The sequence below is a fragment of the Dysgonomonas sp. GY617 genome (assembly GCF_015233815.1).
Classification (GTDB): Bacteria; Bacteroidota; Bacteroidia; order Bacteroidales; family Dysgonomonadaceae; genus Dysgonomonas_A.
The window spans coordinates 118659-140899 of the sequence record NZ_JADCLR010000021.1; the positions used below are offsets into that span (position 1 = coordinate 118659).

Here is a 22241-nt window from a genome sequence, read left to right on the forward strand (position 1 = left end):
CTAATCATGAGTGAAAAAATAACAGGAAGTGAAGCTCTTATACGGTCATTGATAAATGAAGGCGTAGACACTATCTTCGGATATCCCGGAGGAGCTATTATGCCCGTATTTGATGCTATATACGATTATAAAGACAAAGTAAACCATATATTAGTTCGTCACGAGCAAGGAGCAACACATGCAGCACAAGGTTATGCACGTACATCGGGAAAAGTTGGAGTAGCATTTGTTACCTCAGGACCAGGTGCTACAAATGCCATAACAGGTATAACTGATGCAATGATGGATAGCACACCTATGGTGGTTATTGCCGGACAGGTAGCTTCTACCCTACTGGGTAGCGATGCTTTTCAGGAAGCCGATGTTGTAGGTATTTCTCAACCTGTAACCAAATGGGCGCATCAGGTAAGATGTGCAGAAGACATTCCTGCGGCTGTAGCACGTGCTTTTTATATCGCAGCATCAGGTCGTCCGGGTCCCGTATTATTGGATATCACTAAAGACGCTCAATTCGGAAAAATAGAATATGAGTACAAAAAGGCTACTTTCATCAGAAGCTATATTCCTAAACCAGAAGTAAATCCTGAAGAGATAAAAGCCGCTGCCGAACTTATCAGCAAAGCGAAAAAACCATTGGCTTTAGTTGGACAAGGTGTGTTACTTGGAACTGCTGAAGAAGAGCTTAAAGCTTTTCTAGAAAAATCGGGTATTCCTACAGCTTTTACGGTATTAGGCTTATCAGCTATTCCAACAGATCATCCTCTTAATGTGGGAATGTTGGGTATGCACGGAAATATTGGTCCTAATCTAAAGACAAACGAATGTGATGTACTTATTGCTATTGGTATGCGTTTTGACGACCGTGTAACAGGTGATCTGAAAACATATGCTAAGCAAGCAAAAGTAATCCATTTTGATATAGATCCTGCTGAGATAGACAAGAATGTAAAAACAACAGTTCGTGTATTGGGTGATGTAAAAGACACTCTTGCTGAAGTGACCAAGTTGATGGACACTACAACTCACACCGAATGGTTAGCTGAATTCAAACCTTGCTCAGACAGAGAATACAATGTAGTTATCCAAGAAGAACTATTCCCTACTTCGGGTAGTTTGAAGATGGGTGAAGTAATCCATAAAGTATCAGAAGCTACTAACAACGATGCCGTATTAGTAACAGATGTAGGTCAGCATCAAATGATGGCTGTTCGTTACTTTAAGTACAAACAGTCGCGCAGCGTTGTAACATCAGGAGGTCTTGGTACTATGGGGTTTGGTTTACCCGCAGCCATTGGAGCCAAGATGGGAGCTCCTAACCGTACAGTATGTTTATTTGCAGGTGATGGAGGTATCCAAATGACTATACAGGAACTGGGTACAATTATGCAATATGACGTGGATGTAAAGATTATCATCTTGAACAACCATTTCCTTGGTATGGTACGCCAATGGCAAGAACTATTCTTTAGCGAAAGATATTCCGAAACCACAATGAAGAATCCTAACTTCTGTATGATCGCCAATGCCTACAATATTAAATCAAAAATTGTAGACAAACGTGAGGAATTAGATGATGCTATTGCCGAAATGATAAATCATAAAGGTTCTTACCTCTTAGATGTACAGGTAGAAGCAAAAGGAATGGTTTACCCAATGATTCCTTCAGGAACTTGTGTGACAAACATATTATTAGGAAACGAATAATAGAATGACTGTAGAATCACAATTCAATTCCATTGCCCAGCTTTATGACAGACAGAGACCTTCTCTGATCCCATGCTTTTCCGATTTTTATGGAGTAGCCATTGATAATCTCAATTTATCGATACCTTCACCACACATTTTGGATTTAGGAGCCGGCACCGGATTGTTTTCTGAATTTGTTCTACAAAAGTTTCCTGATGCAAAGATCACTCTCGTCGATATATCTGAGAAGATGCGGATATTGCTCGTAAAAGATTTTTGTCAAATAAAAATATAAGTATAATCCAATCAGATTTTACTACTTTTAAGGACGAAAAACAATACGATGCTGTAATCTCCTCATTGGCTATACATCATCTGGAAGATAATACTAAAGTCGAATTATATAATACTATTTTCACTCTTCTGAACTCAGGTGGAATATTTATCAATGCCGAACAAGTGGCTGGCGAAAGCGAATATTTCAGTCAATTATATGATAAGAAATGGCGTGAGAAAGTAGAAGCCAGCGATTTAAGTAAGGATGAAATAGCGGCATCTTACGAGAGAATAAAGCTAGATAAAAGAACTCCTCTCTCAACTCAGATAAAATGGTTAAGAGATTCAGGGTTTAAAGAAGTCGATTGCTTATATAAATATTATGACTTTGCAGTTCTTTATTGCAAAAAATAAAGATTCTAAATTACTTATAAACTGGTATGTGGAAGTAAATTTTAATTAGTTTGAAATTATGGAAGATAAAACATTATATACCGTTACAATATTCTCGGAAAACACAGTAGGTCTGCTAAGTCAAGTGACTAGTGTATTTACCCGCCGTCAACTAAATATTGAGACACTTTCGGTATCTCCATCGGCAATAAAAGGGATTCATAAATTTACAATTACAGTATATTCAGATAGAGAATCTATCGTGAAAGTTGTAAAACAAATAGATAAACGTGTAGACGTTCTGAAATCATATTTCAATACAGACGAAGAACTTATACACCAAGAAATTGCTTTGTATAAACTTTCTACACCCGATTTTATAAAAATAGGATCAGCAGAGGCTCTAATACGCAGATTTCATGCTCAGATTTTGGAGATCAACGAGAATTGTGTTGTTATTCAAAAGACAGGACATTATGCTGAAACCCAAGCTTTATTTGAAGAATTGAGCGAAATGATAGGTGTTCTTCAATTTATCCGTTCGGGACGAGTTGCTATCACAAAATCTAAAATTGAACGATTGAGTGATATGCTGCAAGAACGCGAAAAGAAGAATTCATAAGTCATCAATTTAAATAAGCTTATGTCATCAAAAGAAGGGATATATCCATACACAATTGATGCCTACCTATCAGATTTTAGAGGGAAGGCAACATTACCAATGCTCGGCGGATTTATGCTTCAAGCAGCAACACGCCATGCAGAAGAGCGTAATTTCGGTTATTCATTTATGACTAGCCAACAACGCGCATGGGTATTAATGCGTATGACTATTGAAATATCTGAATATCCAAGTAATGACACATCTATAAAATTACACACATGGGTATCTGATATTAATAAACTATTCTCTGAAAGAAGTTTTGCTTTCGAAGATCAAAATGGCAATTATATAGGCTACGCCCGATCGATGTGGGCGTCTATTGATCTTGAAACTCGACGTCCAACTAACATTCTCGATTTGGAAAGGATGGCTGATTTTAAGTTAGACAAAGTATGTCCTATACCCAATGCAACTAAAATACCTCTATTAAAAGATGCTGAATTGGCAACATCGTTTACAGTAAAGTACAGTGATATTGACATCAACAAACATCTAAATAGTATGAAGTACATCGAACATTTCGTAGATGTATTTCCCATAGAGATGTTTCAGGAAAAAGAAATTCAGACTTTTGAGATTAATTATATTGCAGAAGGACAATACGGAACAACTCTTGATATACTAAAGAAAGAAACCGATCAAGATAAATCGGTTTTAGAGATGAAGCACAATGATAAAACCATTTGCTTGGCAAGGGTTACATGGAAATGAGGTTATAAACCTCTATTTATCGGATTATTTAATAATACTATTTACATATATAACAAAAAAAGAAAATGGCAGAAATGAATTTTGGAGGAGTAGTAGAGCAAGTTGCTACTCGTGAAGAATTTCCTTTGGAAAAAGCAAGAGAAGTATTAAAAAACGAAACAATTGCTGTAATCGGCTATGGAGTACAAGGTCCGGGTCAAGCATTGAATCTTCGTGATAATGGTTTCAATGTAATCATCGGTCAACGTAAAGGTGGTAAAACTTGGGAAAAAGCTATCGCTGATGGTTGGGTACCAGGCGAAACTCTTTTCGATATCGAGGAGGCTGCTGAAAAAGGTACTATCATTCAGTATCTATTATCAGATGCAGCTCAAATTGAAGTATGGCCTCGTATTAAACCATATTTGACAGCTGGCAAAGCTCTATATTTCTCTCACGGATTTGGTATTACATACAAAGAACGTACAAATATCATTCCTCCAGCAGATATCGATGTAATTCTTGTTGCTCCTAAAGGTTCAGGTACAAGCCTTCGTCGCATGTTCTTAGAAGGACGTGGACTAAATTCAAGTTACGCTATCTTCCAAGATGCTACAGGACGTGCTAAAGAGCGTGTTATTGCTCTAGGTATTGGTGTAGGTTCGGGATATTTGTTCGAAACAGATTTCAAACGTGAGGTATATTCTGACCTTACAGGAGAACGTGGTACTTTAATGGGTGCTATTCAAGGCATTCTTTTAGCTCAGTACGAAGTTCTACGTGAGAATGGACATAGTCCTTCGGAAGCGTTCAACGAGACTGTAGAAGAGCTTACACAATCTTTGATGCCTCTTTTCGCAGAGAAGGGTATGGATTGGATGTATGCTAACTGTTCTACTACTGCTCAACGTGGTGCTTTAGACTGGATGGGACCGTTCCACGATGCAACTAAACCTGTATTTGCAAAATTATATGCTGAAGTAGCATGTGGAAATGAAGCTCAACGCTCTATCGACACAAACTCGAAACCAGATTACCGTGAAGGTCTTGAAAAAGAACTTGAAGCTCTTCGTGAAAGCGAAATGTGGCGCACTGGTGCTGTTGTTAGAAAACTAAGACCAGAAAATAACTAATCACCGATTAGTCTTATTATACTGAAAACCTGCATATACCATGCAGGTTTTCTTTTTTACTTAATTTTTGGTGACGCTTTTTTCCATCAAGACTTGCATATATAAACAAAAAGCAGTAATATTGCATCCGATTTCGAGACTACGTCTTAATCAGGTCCTATAGCTCAGTTGGTTAGAGCATCTGACTCATAATCAGGGGGTCCCTGGTTCAAGCCCAGGTGGGACCACTTAAAAATGAAGCACTTACATAGTCTTGTAAGTGCTTTTTTATTTTTTCTGAAACTATACTGAAACATTTGATTATTTTTGAGATCATGAATAATTATTCTATATTGAAAGACCTTGAGGATTTTCTTATTTATGAAAAAATAGAAAAAATCAAACTCGAATTCATACAAGAACACTATGAGAATATAGATGTGATAGTATGCGACCATGACTTTGGGCTATTAACTGTGAATCCAGACTCCTCAGAAAACGAATTTGCTACTATAAGTTTTGAAAAAGAATACTTATGTCCACAACTTTATAGAAAAACTCAAGAATTAAAAAATAATGTAGATAAGATATTAATTGAGTTAATCTCCAAAGAGCAACAGATAAATTTTATTAGGTACTTGAATAACACCATTGAATTTATTAGAAAAAGGCAAGAAAAGCTATTTTCAAAATTCCCGATCTGTAAAAAACCCTTTGCTACTATAGAGAAATATTTATCTGATAAATATCATATAGATTTAGTATCTAAGCAACAGATTAACATTCAACCATCTATTTTTAAGGTGAAACCTAATATTAAGAGGTATATCTTTAAAGAATTATATGACTTAGCGATAGAACTAGAGATAGTTGACGATGAGCTAATTTCAGAAATAGAATTCATTTCGACATTAACAGAATATAAAACAAATAATACTATTACATTCAACTGTGATAATAATGTTATGATATGCTTCCTAGAGTCAATATCTCCATTGTTTTATAACTTAAATTCGACATCAATAGCTGAATCTAAGAGATTCTACACAAAACAAGGAAAACAAATCACTTCATCCATTTATTACACTTCTAAAAACAGATTAAAAAATAGTTCCGACAAAGAAACCATAAAAGAGATTGTTTTAAATATTGATAAATTAATCAAATCTACATTTATTTAGCTCCTTTTCTTACATTTCATCTTACACTCTCCTTACACCTCACTTACACTTAAAAATTTAATTTTCAAAGATTTTACACTTTTGTAAACTGAAGCCAGGACAATACTAGTTCAGTGCTGAAAGCTTCACAAAGGAAAATCTTTATTAATTAAATTTTTAATCTCATGTTAGATAAAAATATATTAAGTTTCAAAGAAGCTGTTGCTTATTTAGATGTATCAGAGTCTATGCTCTACAAATTAACATCTAGTAGGGTAATTAGTTTTAGTAAGCCCAATGGTGGGCGAATTTATTTCAAAAAATCTGACTTGGATAGTTGGATGTTACAAAACGTTTTTCAAAGTATAGATGCTTTGGAATGTGAAGTATTAAACCATTCAAAGAAAGAGGTAAGAAAATGAACAGGAGAAAAATATCATCAGGAGTATATAAAAGGCTTCCTGCACCATTAGGTAAACTTTGTTCTGAATTTGAGGAAAGAGAAAAAGATGTTGTGCTTTTGTCTTGTTTAGGTGTATTAAGTAATTGCATACCTAATGTCTTTGGATATTATGATAGAGATAAACTGTATCCACATTTATATGTTGTTATCATTGCACCTGCGGCATCAGGAAAAGGGGTTATGAACTTTTCACGAATTCTAGTTGAGAAAATTCATGAAGATATATTAGAACAAAGTAGAGAAGCTCGAGAGGAATATGAGAAAAGAAAAAAGGAGAGTGACGAACATATACAAGAGAAATGTCCAGAGCTTGAAATTAAGATACTTCCTGCAAATACTTCTTCTGCCGAAATGTATTATTATTTGGGTTCTTCAAAGTATGGTCTGGTAATTATAGAATCGGAAGCTGATACCATGAGTAATATGCTTAAAAACGATTGGAGCAATTATAGTGATATACTTAGAAAAGTCTTTCATCATGAAGCTATTTCCATTAGTCGTAAAATGGAAAAAACTTTTATTGATATAAATGAGCCTAAGTTATCAATGGTGATAAGTGGAACACCTGAGCAACTTAAACCTTTAATTCAATCAAGAGAAAACGGTTTGTTTTCCAGATTATTAATATATAGTTTTGATGAAATAGCTAATTTTAAAAACGTTTTTTCAAAAGAAACAAAATTTACAAATAAATTATTTATAAGTGTGGGTGAAAAAGTTTCTGAATTGTACGATGAATTAGAGAATATACAATTTCCTATTGAATTCAAATTCACTGAATTTCAGGAGCGAAGATTTTTTGAACGCTTTAAATATATCAGGAATAATGTTGCTGAGAAACATTCTGAATCATTTTTATCTAGTGTACATAGGCACGGAGTAATTATGTTTAGGATTAGTATGATACTAACAGTTCTTCGGAATAAAGGTGAGTTCAAAAATAATACAACTCTAACCTGTTCAGACACCGATTTTTCAACTGCATTAAGTATTACACAAGCCGTATTAAGACATTCTCAATATACTTTTGATTCAATAGGAACAAGTTTCCTTTCTGTGCAAGAAGAAGCTGTTTTGGATGGTCTAACTCCTGTCTTTACTAGAGAGGCTGCTGTTGATGTAGGAAAAAAACATAATGTTCCTAAGAGAACAATTGATGATAAACTATCACAATGGCAAAAGAAGAAAATTATAAAAAAGTTAGCGAAAGGAAGATACAAAAAACTATAAATTGAAATAACAAGTCTGCAATACTTGCAGTTTATGTAACTAATTTTTGAGGGGCTATACAAAAGTTACCTATCACTTTTAATTCAGAATTTCTGAGTGATTGTTGATTACGACTTTGTATAGCCCTTTTATTTAATCTTTTAAAACAATGAATGCAAACATTAAAATAGTATTGACCAATAAAGTTTCAGCAGATGGAAAGTATAGCATGTATCTGCGGATAACGAAGGATAGGAAGAAGAAAGAAATTAATATAGGTATACGCTGTGAGAGGGAGCATTTTGAACAAGAACAATTGACAAAAGAGCATCCTAACTACAAAGTAGACAATAAACTTATTATTAAACTAAAGTCTCGTGCGTTGGATGTTATCAGGGATTTTCAGTTAAATGGAAACAATTTTACCTTAGATGAATTTGAAAATGCCTTTAGAGGGCAAAAAACAATAGTCGAAACAGATGCAATTAAGTTCTTTGATGAGATATTTGAAGAACAAGTAAGTGCAGGCAGGGTAGGTAATGCAAAAGTTTACAGAGAAACTAAAAATGCTTTAGTCCGATTTGCTGGTAATAAGATTCTATTCCGAGAAATCAATACTGCTTTCCTTGAAAAATTTGAAGTATACATGAGGAGTAGAGGTAATGAGGATGGTGGTATCGCTGTAAAGATGAGACAACTTAGGGCTTTATTCAATATAGCTATGAGAAGAAAGCTAGTAAAGCTAGAATTCTATCCTTTTGAGGATTACAAAATATCTAAGCTAAAACCGATTAAGAATAAAAGAGCTTTGGGTGTAGAAGACTTCAAAAAAATAAGGGATTTGGATTTAACAGATAATCCATATCTAATAGAAGCACAACATTACTTCATATTTTCATTTTATGCCAGAGGGATGAATTTTGTAGACATAATGAAACTAAAGTGGACTGACATACAGGATAACAGAATTTACTACACACGGTCAAAAACAAAAGGCAAGTTTAATATTGAAGTTACGCTCAAAATGCAGAAAATTTTAGATTATTACAAGGCTCAAAATAGATCAACAGAATATGTTTTCCCCATTCTTCTGAAAGATGATTTAACCCCCAAACAAATAGATTACAGAAAACATCAGGTGCTTGGTAGATGTAACTCTAAATTAAAACAAATTGCGAAGTTAGCCAAAGTTGATAAGCATCTGACGACATATGTTGCTAGACATTCATTTGCCACCATTTTAAAACAGATAGGAACAAGTACAGATATAATATCAGAATTAATGGGACATGCAGACGTACAAATAACAATGACATATCTAAAGGAGTTTGACAATGATGTCCTTGATAAAGCAAACCGTAGATTATTAGAATTGTGAAAAACATTTTACTGTTATCTATCTTTGAAATAGATATTGCAGGAAGATAATCCAAGTACATCGTCACAATAAGTACAGGATTGCTTTAACCCTCAAGAAAGTAAAGTTGGTTTTGATTGCAAGTTGAACCAAGTAGATAGAACTTCATATTCTTATGTAGAATTGTGAAGTTCTGTCTTTAGTATTTAAACATATAGTATCAGATGGCTGTTATATAACTGATTACATATTGACTGTCTATTGTACTATTATTTATCTATTGATTAGATAAAGATGCAAATCTTATAACTACTAATTATAAATAAAATATAGAAACACTCTCATTTGTTTTTATTTATATGTTTTATTTATTGTTATATCGAATTAATTATTTTATTTTACAATATAATTTAAAATTGTCATGGAAGAAAAAATAAAATCATTTGAATATCTTGTTGGTAAATTTATTCATTGGTATAGTGAAGTCGCACCATTTTATGGCTATAAACCAAATGATTATGAGTGGGCTTTCTCCAAACTAACAATTCTAAAATTATTATTTTTAGTCTCTGCAGTTGAGGAAGATGAAAAGGATTTGCTAAATACATTTAATAATTTTGTTGCATTACCTCATGGTCCTGTAGAAAGTGATATTTATAATGCGATGAACAACAACAAGGTTATTAATTATAATATCACAGAGAATGGATTGACTGTCAGCAACAGAAATGCCAGCACAGACTTAAGTGAAGAACAAACTAATCGGTTAGATTTATCAATAAATAAATTAAAAGAAATAAATAAAGCAATTGTAACATATAAACCATTTGATCTAGTAGATATAACTCACCGATGGAGCTGTTGGAAGAATGATTATAATGTTGCATTAAATTTTGGATTAAGAGCTATGTCTATGACATCTGAAAGTATCAGAAATAGTGATAAATATTTCGACTTATAGTTTCTATGTCTACAAATTCTTATATTGAACAAACTTTACAATTATATAATGATTCTTTCTTTAAAGACTCTAATTCTCTTGTTGTAATAGATTGGATTAATTCTTCTTGGGAGTCCATAGATGCCAATAATCAGAATGCAGTTCTCACTTTTTATACAGAGGCAAAAAATAAAATTGAATGTTATTCTAGAGATGCATTTATATTAATTAGTAAATCAATATTATGTGGAGAATATATTTTTCTTGATAATTTTGAAAATCTAATTTTAGAGTTCCAAGTAAAAGAGGTTTCAAAATCAGCAACTTTACTTAATAATGACATAAACTCTAATGAAGGAAGATTTGGATTTATTAAAAGTGATACATATAAGTTATTTTACAAAACTACTGTAGACCTTGAGAAAACATTAAAACGGTATAAAAATTTAAGAAATATTGCAGAGGAAAAAATCAATTTATCAAGAGATGTGAAAAATTCTTTGTTTAATTTCGTCGATGCTAAAGTCTCAGAAATAACAAATGAATATTTTAAAAAACTGAATGAATATGTAATTCTATTAGCAGAATTTGATTATCTCCTTTCTCTTGAAAATATTGACTTACAAAGAGAAGTTATTATAATGATGGAGTTTCTGGAAAGTGAAAAAAAAGTTCAGAATAAAGACCTTAGATTAATCTATTCAATCTTATATGATAAATGCTGTTTCTTTATATTAGTCGTGCTACAAGGGGAACATTTATATTCAATAAATTTTGAGATAAAAAAAATAGATATAAATAAGTTAGAAGCAGGAATATTACAAAATGTAGTAAAGCATAGTAATATTCTTTCATCTAAAGAAGAATCAGATTATTCATTAGAGTTTGTATCAAATTATATTTCAAGAACTAGCAATAGAACATTATTAGATTATGTTCACACAATGAAATATTATAAGAAAATATGTGAGGACATAGGTTCTGTTGATGAATTAATATTGGATTTTGATAATTTCTATAATAATTATGAGACACAGAATCAGAATTTCCTTTCAATATATAATTTATACTCTTTAAATACAGTTAAAAATTATTTGCATAATTCTCAATTTTCACTTCACTTAAAACAAAATAATTTTTCTTATTTGAGACTTAGAGATTGTATCAATAAGATAATTTCTCTCCAAAATCAAACAGCAATTAAAAACTATTATCCTTTTAAGAAATCTTGTGAATTCCTTATGAAAGATCTCGTGAAGGAGTTTGGTAGAGAGGAAATTATAGAAAATGTAATTTCTGACAAAATAGAATACTTTAAAAAACTAATTTCTTATTACAGAGAAAATCTTGGATGGTGTAGGACAAGAAATTTTTATAGATTCCAACTTTTTTTTGAGGAAAATAATCATAATTGTAGTGGTTCTGGCTTCAAAATTTTTATTCCTATAATATCAAAGCCAATTAATTTTAAACATGAAGAAGAAATTATAGACTCATATAGATTAGAGATCGTTAATTTTGAAAATTTGAAATCTACTCTTGAAAAGCAGAACAAACTACTAACTGAAATTAATGAAGAAAAGGCAAATGTTTTGTCCTTAAAATCAGACATTGTAAAAGCAAAAAATGAGATTCAAGAAACAAAAAGTATAATAGAAAAAGAATCTAAAGAAACCCAGAAAAGAAATATTGAATTATTATCTATTTTTGCGGGTGCTATAACTTTTCTTTTTGGAATAACAGTAGAAATATTCTCAAGCAGGACTGATCTTGCTTATATTGAAACAATTAAACATCTAGGTATATTAGGAGTAATAATTCTATTATTTGTGTCATCTATAATGTTTATATCTCCTTTTTATGTCAAAGAATCTCTTGATTGGAAGCTATATTGGAAAACTCCGAGAGTATTTATTTTTGGTTTTATTATTTTAGGTTTATTACTAATACTAGGATTTACACTATACCCTTATATAACTAAATAGTTCTCTATTTTTTTATTTTTATAAAATTTTCAGGGGGGCAATATTTGCTTTAAAGTATATGTAAACATGAATGCCCCCATATCAACATCTACCAATTTACAAACTAAACAAACTCCCCCCTCCATCATCTACAAAAAGTAAAATTTGGCAGGGGATTATTTATTTACTATTCTAACCATCCTTCAACCCTTACTAATTGTTGGTGAAAGATAATCTTTCATTGTGAGAAATCTCACTTAAAATCAACTTGCAAAAATTAGTATTATGGTAACAATTGTAGGATTCAAACAATGTGAATCAAAAGATGGTAAACAATTTGTAGCATTAGAAATTCAAGGAGAGCTGATGCTAGTTCAGTCAGAAACAACAGGTAAGTTTTACCTTACAGCCAACAAAACAAGCATCTCAACCTCATTCCCTTTACAGGTATGCCAAACCTTATTAGGTAAGCAACTACCGGGTAATGTAGATAAAGTAGAATGTGAGCCTTATGAGTATGTAAATAAAGAAACTAGTGAGGTTCTAACCTTATTCCATACTTATGTGTATTCACCAGAGGAAAAGGCTATAGAGAGCCACTCTATGCAGCCTAGCTATAGTCCACAGGCTCTCATTCAACAGAATCAAAGTCCTTTAGGGCAGTTTAGTTTGTCTGGTGTAATTGGTGCAGCATAATAACAAATAGTACCTCAGACCTTATTCTTTTAGGTTTGAGGTATTATATTTTCTGTTCCTGTCCAGAAAATAGGAATATACTATAATATAGGATTTCCTAAAAAGTGGGCAATTCCTAAAATAGATATTTTTAGGATTAGTTAATGTGTGAGTGTAAGCAACTCAATACATACCATATTACAATAGAATCATCATTAGATAAAAATCCAACATTATATATTACATAGACTTTTTCTCCAATTCTAGACACTTGAAAAAGATAAATAAGCCCATGCCTCATGCTCTAATTTGACATTCTCTTGAACAGATAGTTTTGTTATCAACAATAATTTATATTTTTGTTGGACTAACATTAATTGTTTGCTTATGAAGAAATAAGAATTTAGAACATAATTAATATAAAGCATTTTGCTTTATTACTGATGGTTTCAGAAAATCGCCAATTTTTAGAGACAGCCATTGAAGTAATAAGTGAATGTTCATGTTATAGGCATGGGCTTCCTTATTGTGGCTGTGGGTGTTTGGCGATACCTCTGAAACTAGTAAGGTGAGTACCATGCCTTACTTTGTTATCATGGTGCAGAATTAAATTAAGTGAGTAATGCATAAAATACACAGTTTAATACTCTTGTTCTTCCTTTTTTCAACAATAGCAAATTCCCAATCAATAGAAGATTTAGACAAAAAGAATGGATTTAATCAGTTTCAATTAGGAGATTCTTATACTAAATGGCAGTCAGATTTAAAACTGACTCAATTTGAGTATCACATCCCAAATGCAAAACTATATTTCTATACAGGGAAGTGTTGTCAGGATTTATTTGGGTTTAAGGTAGAAGGTATATTTATGACTTTCCAGAATGACAAACTTGTTGAAATAAATATCAACCTTGATAGAGAGAGACAAAGGCAAGATTCACAAATACTTGTTGATTGCCAGAGTAAATTAAAAAGAGTGATAAATAGTTTAGTTGCATTGTATGGAATACCTCAATCAGGACAAGAACCTAAAGACTTACAAAAAAAAGATCCAACCTATATATTGGCTTGGATAGGCAAAAAAGCAATACTGAAATTGGAACATTCTTATGTCCTTAGTGGAAATTTTGAATGCAAGACAGAGATTACTGTATCTGATTGGACATGGAAAGAAGAAACATATAAACCAGAATTTTAATTACAATATGAAAAAAATACTTTTTATCTTATTAACTTTCTCTTTGTTAATAAGTTGTAGTACAACAAGAAAAACAGCAACAAATAGACAGCAAGAGCTTAGTGAAAATATGGATTCATGGTTAGATTCATCCAAACATGATTTGTTATTAACTTGGGGAAGCCCAACCTCAGTTTCTTCTGATGGAAATGGAGGTGAAATTCTAACTTTTGAACAACTAAAAAGAGCATACTTTCCTGATTTTGGATATATGACTGTTGTGAACAGATATATGTTTTATATTAATTCTCAAAACATTGTCTACAATTGGAGAGTTGATCAACAGAAAAGACAAGGGCAATAATTGTAATTAGGCTGAACTATGAATAATATAAAATTAGGAATGATTGTTACAGATATAGCTCATGTTGGAAAATATGAAGTTATAGAGATTTACAAGAATGAAGTAAAATTGAAAAGAATATCTGCCAAACACATTGTAGCAGAAACAGAAGAAGGCATTACATTATTGCCCATGTCATTATTTCTTGGGAGTTTTATTGAAATCAATGACAATAGATCAAATGATGTAACAGACAATATTTCTGACATCAATACTAGAGCCACTAATATAAAAACTGCATACAGAACTAATTATATGAAAACATTCAACTCTTTTATGTGGATATTGGGAACCATATATCACTTATGGACAGCTATTATTGCCTTTGAGCATAGTATCATTGCAGGAATAGTGACTTTATTCTTACCTGCTCTAAGTGAGATATACTGGTTCTTTGCAACATTAGGGGATAATGCTGTTTATACAACACTTGCAATCATTTTTACCATTGGTGCAATTGTATACAAACTAATGGGAGCTAAACAGCAATGACAATATGAAATCAAAATTTTTACTAATCCTTATGTTTGTTCTGTTCCTCTTGCTATCATGTAGGGGGAACAGTAATAAGTATGTTTATTCTGATGGAGATTATAATGCTGAAATAAATTACTACAACCCTAAGACAGGTTCAAAATCAGCATATACATTAAAAGTAGAAATAGAAGATGATAAACTTGTAAAAATATACTGGTCTAATGGAGGTTGGTTAGATGATAGTCATTTTACACCGCCAGATATAAGTACAGGTAAAGCGTTCTTTATTTCTGATAAAGGATATAAATATAGAATTAGAGTGTTAGGTGAGTCGGGAGACTAATTTACATGAGTTGCAGGTTTTACATCCTTACAAATTGTAATAGTAGGTCATTAATTATTCTGAAACTATACTGAAACATTTTGTCAGAAGAATAAAAATAGATGAAAAAGAACGAAGTTGTATTTTTTTTAAATACTTATGAATCAGGAAAATGAAAAGCTATGCAAGTGATTGATAATTAATATTCTGGTCTCATAATCAGGGGGTCACTGGTTCAAGCCCAGTTGGGACCACCTCCAAACAAAGAAAGACTTACAGTAAAATGTAAGTCTTTTTTGCTTATATATACTAGCATTCCTTCTTCTTACAGCTGTCTATTTGGTTTTAAGAATATTTATTAAGAAAAAAAATACAATTTTCAGTAGAATAAACTCTAATTTAGCATATTCTTACGGATCATACCCATCCATAAAAGATGTAAATGAAAGTATTTAAAAGATATCCTTTTGGACTATAACAGATTATAGATGTTATATGTTGCCAAAGTAGTAAAAAGGTCTGAGACCTTAGTTTGAATTTTTAATCATGGAATTTAGAGAACACCTCAAATATAGTTTTTTTGATTTACTGATCAATAAGAATATTAGTTTTGTCCTATACCGCTTACCGGGCGAACATGATGTACGTTTAGTATTGCAGACTACGGATCAATCGGAAACTTTTTTAAGTCTTTCGGATTTGAATAATAAAAAAGGGTTTGTTATCGCTCCTTTTCAAATATCAAAGACAGCACCAATAGTATTAATTCAGCCAGATATTGTACTGACAGGAGAAGAGAGTATATTCAATTATTTATACAAATCGTCCTTTACAAATAATGTGAATAAACAGCCTGCAGTTTTCTTTGAAGAATCAAAAGCTACAAGGTTTGATCATTATCAAAAAGGATACGCCAAGTTTCATGATATCCTGATTGAAGAGTCTTTGAAGAAGTTGGTACTTTCACGTACATTCGAAATTGTGCGAGACGAGAATTTTTCAGCAGGATTGTCTTTCGAAAGAGCTTGTGAAAAATACCCTGATAATTTCATCTTTCTGTGTAATAGCGCCCAGTCGGGAGCTTGGCTTGGATGCTCTCCCGAAGTGCTTGTTTCGGGGCAGAATGGAAACTGGAAAACCGATGCATTAGCAGGTACAAAGAAAACATCTAAGAATGATGAGGTAATCTGGGATAATAAAAACCGTCTCGAGCAGCAAATTGTTATTGAATATATGCAGGAACAATTGCTAAAAGCCGGCATAGAATCGACTTATAGCGAGCCCAAGACCATTCGGTCGGGAAATTTAGCTCATCTCAAAAGCGAATTTACTTTTCAGATAGACGACTCTTCTAAAATAGGAAATTTGTTAAACTTGCTTCATCCAAGCCCTGCGGTTTGTGGCTTCCCTAAAAAAGAGGCATTTGATTTCATTATCGAAAACGAAGGGTATGACAGAAAATACTATTCAGGATTTTTAGGGTATCTGGATGTAGATAACAAAACAGATTTATTTGTAAATTTGAGATGTATGCAGATATTCAAACAAAACCTGAGATTATTTGCGGGAGGTGGAATACTCCCCTCATCGGAGCTGATATCGGAATGGAAAGAAACCGAGTATAAGCTGCAAACCATATTGTCAATAATAAACGAATAGCACAACATATGTTCTCAGTAAAGAAAAATGTATTACAAACAGTGGCTTTACTCAAAGCTTATGGAGTAAAACAAATTGTACTTTCGCCCGGATCACGCAATGCCCCTTTGATGCAGACTTTTTCGCAAGATGCGTTTTTTGAGTGTCATACGATTGTGGACGAACGAAATGCTGCCTTTTATGCTCTGGGAATAATTCAGGCTTTACAACAACCGGTTGCTATTTGTTGTACATCGGGATCTGCATTACTAAACTATGCTCCGGCAGTAAGTGAGGCGTATTATCAACAATTACCTTTGATAGTGGTTTCTGCCGACCGTTCTCCGGAATGGATCGGACAGATGGACGGACAGACTTTGCCTCAAGCAGGGGTATTCGGTTCGTTATCTAAAAAATCAGTCAATCTACCGGAGATTAATAGCGAAACAGACGAATGGTTTTGCAATCGTCTAATCAATGAAGCCTTGATAGCTTGCACAGCCGATGCTTCGGGTCCTGTGCATATAAATATACCATTGTACGAACCTCTTTTTGATTACTCGGAAGAGAGTCTCCCCGAAGTAAGGAAAATAGAGTATGTACGACCTCGAAAATCAGTTGATATAAATCCTTTTATCGAAAAGTGGAATAAACTGCCTAAACGCTTAATTATTGTAGGTCAACAGTTTCAAACTCCTGAGTTAACTAAATTACTTGAAAGTTTAGCAGAGAAGATCGATTGTTCAGTCTTTGTCGAAAACCTATCAAATTGTGTTTCTCCTTCGTTTATTGGTAATTTCGATGCCTTACTATATACGATATACGAAGAAGAGAAAGAGAATTTCTCACCTGATCTGGTTATTACACTCGGCGGGCATATTGTTTCAAAACGATTGAAGCACTTTATCAGACAGCATAAACCGAAAAATCACTGGCATCTAACCGAGTCGGGAGAAGTGGTAGACTTGTTTCAATCATTGACTGATTTAGTGGAAACAGAGGCTATTGATTTCTTTTCTAAATTATCAGCGCAAGTAACAAACGAGAAAGAAAAGCCTTTTTTCAGTTTATGGAAAAAGGCTTCTAAACTTATACCCGAACCAAGAGAGGATATGCCTTTTTCGGATATATCGGCTACGGGAGATTTTCTAAAAGTATTACCTAAAAATTCGGTTCTTCACCTTGCTAATAGTTCTACGGTACGAAATGTGCAGTTGTTTCAATTAGATAAATCAATCAAAGTATATTGCAACCGAGGTATAAATGGTATAGAAAGTACCCTACCCTCTGTAGTGGGATTTGCGTCCGTTCACAAAGAGCCTGTTTATTTAATCATAGGTGATCTTAGTTTCTTTTACGGACTGAATGCTTTGTGGAATATACAGCATATCCAAAATCTGCGGATACTTTTGATTAATAATGGAGGAGGAGGTATTTTTCACCTGCTTCCGGGGTTGAATAAAGCTCCTTCTTTAAAAGAATATGTGTCGGCAGAGCATACTACACAAGCAAAAGACTGGGCTTTAGCCGCAGGATTAAAATATTTATCAGCAGAAAATCAAGATACTATAAAAGAGAATCTTAAGACATTCACAACGCCAGATACCGATCAGTCAGTTTTACTTGAAATATCTACAAATATGGAAATTAGCAAGAAAACTTTTCAAGAATATTATCATAAATTGAAAACAAGGTCTTAAACCTTTCGGTACGTTGTAGGGGAGTGAACCTTTGGTTCATCCTCAATTAACGGGGAGAGCTGAACCCTGCCCTTACGAATAAAAGCATCATAAAACTAAAAACAAAAATATATGTCAACAGCAAGACAATGGGAAACCATCAAAGAATACGAAGATATTCTATTTGATTATTTTGAAGGAATAGGTCGAATTACTATCAACCGCCCACGCTATCGCAATGCATTTACCCCCACTACCACAATGGAGATAAGTGACGCCTTACGTATTTGTCACGAAAATCAGGAAATTTATGTTGTAGTCCTTACCGGAGCAGGAGATAAAGCATTTTGTGCAGGTGGAGACCAAAACGTAAAGGGCAAAGGCGGCTACATCGGCAAAGACGGTGTTCCTCGCTTACAGGTGCTTGAAGTACAGAAACAAATCCGTTCGATGCCTAAACCAGTTATCGCTATGGTAAACGGTTTTGCTATCGGTGGCGGACATGTTTTACAGGTTATTTGTGACATATCAATTGCTTCCGAGAATGCTATTTTCGGACAAACAGGACCTAAAGTAGGCAGCTTCGATGCTGGATTCGGGTCTTCTTACCTGGCTCGCATTGTAGGACAAAAGAAAGCTCGTGAAATATGGTTCCTTTGCCGCCAATACTCTGCCAAAGAGGCTTTGGAAATGGGACTTGTAAATACTGTTGTTCCTTTCGATCAATTAGAGGACGAAACTGTAAAATGGGCACACGAAATGATGCAACACAGCCCGATGGCTCTGCGTATGATAAAAATGGGATTGAACGCCGAGCTCGATGGTCAAGCAGGTATACAGGAGCTTGCAGGAAACGCAACACTTCTTTATTATCTGACTGACGAAGCTCAAGAGGGTAAACATGCTTTCTTAGAAAAACGTAAACCCGATTTCAAAAAGTTCCCTAAGTTTCCTTGAGGATACAAGTCGTTTATTGCTGCTATATGTAGGGGCGTATTACATAGCCCGAAAAACCATAATATGACAAATGGGCGTATACAATACGCCCCTACTAGTGAATGGAATTTAAAATAAAAATAATACCCTATACCTTACAGTTCAAAAGACCTGCGGGCACATCACGGGGAGTATATCACGACCATAAAATTTGGTATGTAGTGATATATTCACCCTCCGATCATCAACATTGGGGAATAGGTGAATGTGCTCCCTTGTTCGATCTAAGTTGTGATTACAATGAGGATTACGAACAAACGTTGAAACGGTTCTGTAAGGAATTGGAACAAAATAAGATATTGGATAAGGAGGCATTGCGTCATTATCCCTCTATTCTATTCGGATTAGAAACGGCTTTACGTCATTACGAAAGCAGAAGCTTTAAGCTTTGGGATAATTCATTCACAGAAGGTAAGGAAGGTATTCCTATCAATGGGTTAATCTGGATGGGTGATTTTCAGTATATGCACGAACAGATAGAAGCCAAGATGGAACAAGGTTTTCACTGTATCAAACTGAAAATAGGAGCTATTAATTTCGAGGATGAAATAAAGCTTCTAAAACATATACGCAAACATTTTTCAGCAGATCAGATTACTTTGAGGGTAGATGCAAACGGAGCTTTTGCACCTCAGGAGGCTTTGGATAAACTGAAACGCCTTTCGGAATTGGACTTACATTCCATTGAACAACCTATACGTGCAGGTCAATGGGACGAAATGGCTCGATTAACCAAAGAAACTCCTTTACCTATTGCCTTAGATGAAGAACTTATCGGTATTCATCAACCCGAAGAAAAAAGAAGGCTACTCGAAACTATCAGACCACAATATATTATTTTGAAACCAACTCTACATGGTGGTATCAGTGGCTCTGAAGAATGGATAAGGCTAGCCGAAGAATTAAAAATTGATTGGTGGATAACCTCTGCTTTGGAATCAAATATCGGATTGAATGCCATTGCTCAATGGTGTGCTACTTTTGATAATCCTCTACCGCAAGGCTTGGGAACAGGAGGTCTTTACACCAATAACATCGAAATGCCTCTAACCATCAAAGGTGATTGTTTATGGAGCAATCCGAACGGTCAGTTTCCGACACTAGACAATCTGATATAATTATGTACCAATTAGATAGGGAGAAACAAATAATAACCATTGAGGGAAAAGCATATTTCCCGAATATATTCTTGGGAGAAAATTTACCCGAATTTATCTCTCAATTTCACAACGATTTGTTTTTGTTCTTGAAAGATTGGTTTTCCGATTCTCCGACCCTAAAAGTTCAGACATCGGGTTCAACGGGTATTCCAAAAGAAATACTTGTCGAAAAAAGCAGGATGATGCAAAGCGCACAATTGACCTGCTCTTTTCTTGGTTTAAAAAAGGGTGACTCTGCTTTGCTTTGTATGCCTCTCAATTATATTGCAGGTAAAATGGTTGTGGTTCGTGCTTTGATTGCAGGATTAGATTTATACCCTCTTCTGCCATCGGGCAATCCTTTGAAGGATATTGATAAAGCATTTTGTTTTGCGGCAATGATTCCTTTACAGGTATTCAATAGTTTGCAATCGGATACTGAAAGAAAACGATTAAGCAATATTAAAAACCTGATTATCGGAGGTGGATCTATCGACCCTCACGTAGAAGACGCAATAAAGGACTTCCCCCATAAAGTATATTCCACCTATGGTATGACCGAAACTCTTTCGCATATCGCTTTGCGGCAATTGAATGGTAGTGAAGCTTCGGATCATTATTATCCTTTCGATTCGGTTACCTTATCTGTATCAGAAGGCAATGCGTTAATTATAGATGCTCCATTGGTTTCTAATGAACGCCTCTACACAAATGATATAGTGGAAATATATGAGGACAAGAGTTTTCGCATTATCGGACGGAAAGACAATATAATCAATAGTGGTGGGGTGAAAATACAAATAGAAGAGGTAGAAGCTTTACTTAAACCTTTATTGAATAACGGTTTTGCAGTTACCTCCCTACCCGATCCTAAATTTGGAGAGATTGTGGTATTAGTCACCGAAAAAGAAATTGATGAGAATCTAATTTCGAATTTATTGCCTGTCTATTCTATTCCTAAGAAAATAATCAAGGTCTCTAAAATACCTTTAACCGAGACGGGAAAAATAAACAGAGCCGCATTAAAGCAGCTCGTGTCGGATATTTTTCTTAGCAAATAATCAGAGTCATTACTTACTATTTTTAGCAGATATGATGAGAAACATCGGTCTGCGTAATTCGTTTTTCATTTCCTCATTCATTTCCAAAAACCTTGGATCAACCTCCGGCTCAATAAGTCCTGTTATTTGAAAACCGGCTTTAATCAAACCATTTACATAGGTAGTTACTGTTTTATGATATTTGGCAACTTCTTCTCCCAAGAAATTAGTTTTTCGCAATCCTTCCATAAAATAGTTGTCTACAGGCCAATGTAAACGGTTACCCGATTCATCGTAATACCAATCCTGAGTTCCGTACGATGTGAAAATCGGATGCTCAACCGAAAAAACAAAGTCTCCTCCATTCACAAGGCAAGCCTTTATTTTAGAACATATATCGTCGAAAGATTCTATATAATGAAATGCCAACGAGCTAATTACAATATCGAAGCTATCTGCAGAAAAATCTATATCCTCAACAGCCGAACATATATATTCTACTGTTGTATCGGGTGTATGTTTCCGTGCTTCGGCTAACATCTTTTCGGAGATATCAACACCAATGACCGATTTAGCTCCTTGCTCAATAGCATAACGACAATGCCATCCGAAACCGCAACCTAAATCGAGAACTCTTTTTCCTTTAAAATCAGGTAACATCGTACGTAAAACATGCCATTCGCCCGCCCCTTTAAGCCCTTCAACCGATCGCTGCATCTGGCTGTATTGCTTAAAGAAATTTGCATCATCATATTTATTTTGTTTCATAACTCAAAGATAA

Annotated in this window: 24 protein-coding genes and 1 tRNA gene; 23 read left to right on the plus strand and 2 right to left on the minus strand. The window is 34.0% G+C overall.

The window, feature by feature from the left end; genetic code table 11:
• The first annotated feature begins 3 nt into the window (after positions 1-3).
• From ilvB to IR022_RS10425, 14 genes are all read left to right on the plus strand, one after another.
• Positions 4-1704: a biosynthetic-type acetolactate synthase large subunit gene (gene ilvB / locus IR022_RS10360; protein WP_194203929.1), complete on the plus strand. Its 1701-nt coding sequence runs from the start codon at positions 4-6 to the stop codon at positions 1702-1704.
• Positions 1705-1708: 4 nt separating this feature from the next.
• Positions 1709-1981, plus strand: a complete 273-nt coding sequence (locus IR022_RS20175; RefSeq protein WP_194203639.1) for a class I SAM-dependent methyltransferase — start codon at positions 1709-1711, stop codon at positions 1979-1981.
• Positions 1963-2376, plus strand: coding sequence for a class I SAM-dependent methyltransferase (locus tag IR022_RS20180; protein ID WP_194203640.1), 414 nt, complete (start codon positions 1963-1965; stop codon positions 2374-2376). Before IR022_RS20175 ends, IR022_RS20180 begins: the two co-directional genes overlap by 19 nt.
• Before the next feature lie 58 nt (positions 2377-2434).
• Complete coding sequence (gene ilvN / locus IR022_RS10375) at positions 2435-2977, plus strand: acetolactate synthase small subunit (protein ID WP_050708481.1); 543 nt, start codon at positions 2435-2437, stop codon at positions 2975-2977.
• A 21-nt stretch (positions 2978-2998) separates the two neighbouring features.
• Positions 2999-3730, plus strand: a complete 732-nt coding sequence (locus IR022_RS10380) for an acyl-[acyl-carrier-protein] thioesterase (RefSeq protein ID WP_194203641.1) — start codon at positions 2999-3001, stop codon at positions 3728-3730.
• Positions 3731-3795: 65 nt separating this feature from the next.
• Entirely contained in the window at positions 3796-4842 is a 1047-nt protein-coding gene (gene ilvC, locus IR022_RS10385; protein ID WP_194203642.1) for a ketol-acid reductoisomerase, read from the plus strand.
• 153 nt (positions 4843-4995) lie between these two features.
• Positions 4996-5069 (plus strand) — tRNA-Ile (locus IR022_RS10390).
• An 87-nt stretch (positions 5070-5156) separates the two neighbouring features.
• A complete protein-coding gene (locus IR022_RS10395) occupies positions 5157-6002 on the plus strand; it encodes a hypothetical protein (protein WP_194203643.1) in 846 nt (281 codons plus the stop codon).
• 164 nt (positions 6003-6166) lie between these two features.
• Entirely contained in the window at positions 6167-6403 is a 237-nt protein-coding gene (locus IR022_RS10400; RefSeq protein WP_194203644.1) for a helix-turn-helix domain-containing protein, read from the plus strand.
• Positions 6400-7674, plus strand: a complete 1275-nt coding sequence (locus IR022_RS10405) for a DUF3987 domain-containing protein (RefSeq protein ID WP_194203645.1) — start codon at positions 6400-6402, stop codon at positions 7672-7674. Before IR022_RS10400 ends, IR022_RS10405 begins: the two co-directional genes overlap by 4 nt.
• A gap of 148 nt (positions 7675-7822) precedes the next feature.
• Positions 7823-9031 carry a site-specific integrase gene (locus tag IR022_RS10410; protein WP_194203646.1) on the plus strand — a complete coding sequence of 403 codons (1209 nt, stop codon included), beginning with the start codon at positions 7823-7825 and terminating at the stop codon, positions 9029-9031.
• Positions 9032-9431: 400 nt separating this feature from the next.
• Positions 9432-9971 carry a type II toxin-antitoxin system antitoxin SocA domain-containing protein gene (locus tag IR022_RS10415; protein ID WP_194203647.1) on the plus strand — a complete coding sequence of 180 codons (540 nt, stop codon included), beginning with the start codon at positions 9432-9434 and terminating at the stop codon, positions 9969-9971.
• A 5-nt stretch (positions 9972-9976) separates the two neighbouring features.
• A complete protein-coding gene (locus tag IR022_RS10420; protein ID WP_194203648.1) occupies positions 9977-11935 on the plus strand; it encodes a hypothetical protein in 1959 nt (652 codons plus the stop codon).
• A 264-nt stretch (positions 11936-12199) separates the two neighbouring features.
• Complete coding sequence (locus tag IR022_RS10425; protein WP_194203649.1) at positions 12200-12610, plus strand: hypothetical protein; 411 nt, start codon at positions 12200-12202, stop codon at positions 12608-12610.
• Between the two features lie 393 nt (positions 12611-13003).
• Here IR022_RS10425 and IR022_RS10430 read toward each other — a convergent pair whose 3' ends face one another.
• Positions 13004-13168 (minus strand): hypothetical protein, encoded by a 165-nt coding sequence (locus IR022_RS10430; protein WP_157258306.1) that lies wholly within the window; start codon positions 13166-13168, stop codon positions 13004-13006.
• 43 nt (positions 13169-13211) lie between these two features.
• On the opposite strand from IR022_RS10430, the gene IR022_RS10435 reads away from it, so the two are divergent.
• From IR022_RS10435 to IR022_RS10475, 9 genes are all read left to right on the plus strand, one after another.
• Positions 13212-13787, plus strand: a complete 576-nt coding sequence (locus IR022_RS10435; RefSeq protein WP_194203650.1) for a hypothetical protein — start codon at positions 13212-13214, stop codon at positions 13785-13787.
• 7 nt (positions 13788-13794) lie between these two features.
• Positions 13795-14130 (plus strand): hypothetical protein, encoded by a 336-nt coding sequence (locus IR022_RS10440; protein ID WP_194203651.1) that lies wholly within the window; start codon positions 13795-13797, stop codon positions 14128-14130.
• An 18-nt stretch (positions 14131-14148) separates the two neighbouring features.
• On the plus strand, positions 14149-14661 hold the full coding sequence (locus tag IR022_RS10445; RefSeq protein WP_194203652.1) for a hypothetical protein: 513 nt from the start codon (positions 14149-14151) through the stop codon (positions 14659-14661).
• A gap of 4 nt (positions 14662-14665) precedes the next feature.
• Positions 14666-14989, plus strand: coding sequence for a hypothetical protein (locus IR022_RS10450; protein WP_194203653.1), 324 nt, complete (start codon positions 14666-14668; stop codon positions 14987-14989).
• A gap of 525 nt (positions 14990-15514) precedes the next feature.
• Complete coding sequence (locus IR022_RS10455) at positions 15515-16627, plus strand: isochorismate synthase (protein ID WP_194203654.1); 1113 nt, start codon at positions 15515-15517, stop codon at positions 16625-16627.
• Positions 16628-16635: 8 nt separating this feature from the next.
• Entirely contained in the window at positions 16636-18306 is a 1671-nt protein-coding gene (gene menD, locus IR022_RS10460) for a 2-succinyl-5-enolpyruvyl-6-hydroxy-3-cyclohexene-1-carboxylic-acid synthase (protein ID WP_194203655.1), read from the plus strand.
• 111 nt (positions 18307-18417) lie between these two features.
• On the plus strand, positions 18418-19242 hold the full coding sequence (gene menB, locus IR022_RS10465) for a 1,4-dihydroxy-2-naphthoyl-CoA synthase (protein ID WP_050708487.1): 825 nt from the start codon (positions 18418-18420) through the stop codon (positions 19240-19242).
• A 101-nt stretch (positions 19243-19343) separates the two neighbouring features.
• Positions 19344-20399 carry an o-succinylbenzoate synthase gene (locus IR022_RS10470; RefSeq protein ID WP_194203656.1) on the plus strand — a complete coding sequence of 352 codons (1056 nt, stop codon included), beginning with the start codon at positions 19344-19346 and terminating at the stop codon, positions 20397-20399.
• A gap of 2 nt (positions 20400-20401) precedes the next feature.
• Positions 20402-21481, plus strand: a complete 1080-nt coding sequence (locus IR022_RS10475) for an AMP-binding protein (RefSeq protein WP_194203930.1) — start codon at positions 20402-20404, stop codon at positions 21479-21481.
• A gap of 9 nt (positions 21482-21490) precedes the next feature.
• On the opposite strand, the gene IR022_RS10480 is transcribed toward IR022_RS10475, so the two are convergent.
• Positions 21491-22228 carry a class I SAM-dependent methyltransferase gene (locus IR022_RS10480; RefSeq protein WP_194203657.1) on the minus strand — a complete coding sequence of 246 codons (738 nt, stop codon included), beginning with the start codon at positions 22226-22228 and terminating at the stop codon, positions 21491-21493.
• Between the last annotated feature and the right edge of the window lie 13 nt (positions 22229-22241).

What these genes read in the sequence shown, in the direction of transcription:
- IR022_RS10430 (WP_157258306.1), bottom strand. Translation starts at nt 13,168, where the DNA reads ATGGTACTCACCTTACTAGTTTCAGAGGTATCGCCAAACACCCACAGC.
- menD (WP_194203655.1), top strand. Translation starts at nt 16,636, where the DNA reads ATGTTCTCAGTAAAGAAAAATGTATTACAAACAGTGGCTTTACTCAAA.
- IR022_RS10380 (WP_194203641.1), top strand. Translation starts at nt 2,999, where the DNA reads ATGTCATCAAAAGAAGGGATATATCCATACACAATTGATGCCTACCTA.
- IR022_RS10425 (WP_194203649.1), top strand. Translation starts at nt 12,200, where the DNA reads ATGGTAACAATTGTAGGATTCAAACAATGTGAATCAAAAGATGGTAAA.
- IR022_RS10475 (WP_194203930.1), top strand. Translation starts at nt 20,402, where the DNA reads ATGTACCAATTAGATAGGGAGAAACAAATAATAACCATTGAGGGAAAA.
- IR022_RS10480 (WP_194203657.1), bottom strand. Translation starts at nt 22,228, where the DNA reads ATGAAACAAAATAAATATGATGATGCAAATTTCTTTAAGCAATACAGC.
- menB (WP_050708487.1), top strand. Translation starts at nt 18,418, where the DNA reads ATGTCAACAGCAAGACAATGGGAAACCATCAAAGAATACGAAGATATT.
- IR022_RS10470 (WP_194203656.1), top strand. Translation starts at nt 19,344, where the DNA reads ATGGAATTTAAAATAAAAATAATACCCTATACCTTACAGTTCAAAAGA.
- IR022_RS10405 (WP_194203645.1), top strand. Translation starts at nt 6,400, where the DNA reads ATGAACAGGAGAAAAATATCATCAGGAGTATATAAAAGGCTTCCTGCA.
- IR022_RS10450 (WP_194203653.1), top strand. Translation starts at nt 14,666, where the DNA reads ATGAAATCAAAATTTTTACTAATCCTTATGTTTGTTCTGTTCCTCTTG.
- IR022_RS10400 (WP_194203644.1), top strand. Translation starts at nt 6,167, where the DNA reads ATGTTAGATAAAAATATATTAAGTTTCAAAGAAGCTGTTGCTTATTTA.
- ilvC (WP_194203642.1), top strand. Translation starts at nt 3,796, where the DNA reads ATGGCAGAAATGAATTTTGGAGGAGTAGTAGAGCAAGTTGCTACTCGT.
- IR022_RS10435 (WP_194203650.1), top strand. Translation starts at nt 13,212, where the DNA reads ATGCATAAAATACACAGTTTAATACTCTTGTTCTTCCTTTTTTCAACA.
- IR022_RS10395 (WP_194203643.1), top strand. Translation starts at nt 5,157, where the DNA reads ATGAATAATTATTCTATATTGAAAGACCTTGAGGATTTTCTTATTTAT.
- IR022_RS20175 (WP_194203639.1), top strand. Translation starts at nt 1,709, where the DNA reads ATGACTGTAGAATCACAATTCAATTCCATTGCCCAGCTTTATGACAGA.
- IR022_RS10440 (WP_194203651.1), top strand. Translation starts at nt 13,795, where the DNA reads ATGAAAAAAATACTTTTTATCTTATTAACTTTCTCTTTGTTAATAAGT.
- ilvN (WP_050708481.1), top strand. Translation starts at nt 2,435, where the DNA reads ATGGAAGATAAAACATTATATACCGTTACAATATTCTCGGAAAACACA.
- IR022_RS10410 (WP_194203646.1), top strand. Translation starts at nt 7,823, where the DNA reads ATGAATGCAAACATTAAAATAGTATTGACCAATAAAGTTTCAGCAGAT.
- IR022_RS10455 (WP_194203654.1), top strand. Translation starts at nt 15,515, where the DNA reads ATGGAATTTAGAGAACACCTCAAATATAGTTTTTTTGATTTACTGATC.
- IR022_RS10415 (WP_194203647.1), top strand. Translation starts at nt 9,432, where the DNA reads ATGGAAGAAAAAATAAAATCATTTGAATATCTTGTTGGTAAATTTATT.
- IR022_RS10420 (WP_194203648.1), top strand. Translation starts at nt 9,977, where the DNA reads ATGTCTACAAATTCTTATATTGAACAAACTTTACAATTATATAATGAT.
- IR022_RS10445 (WP_194203652.1), top strand. Translation starts at nt 14,149, where the DNA reads ATGAATAATATAAAATTAGGAATGATTGTTACAGATATAGCTCATGTT.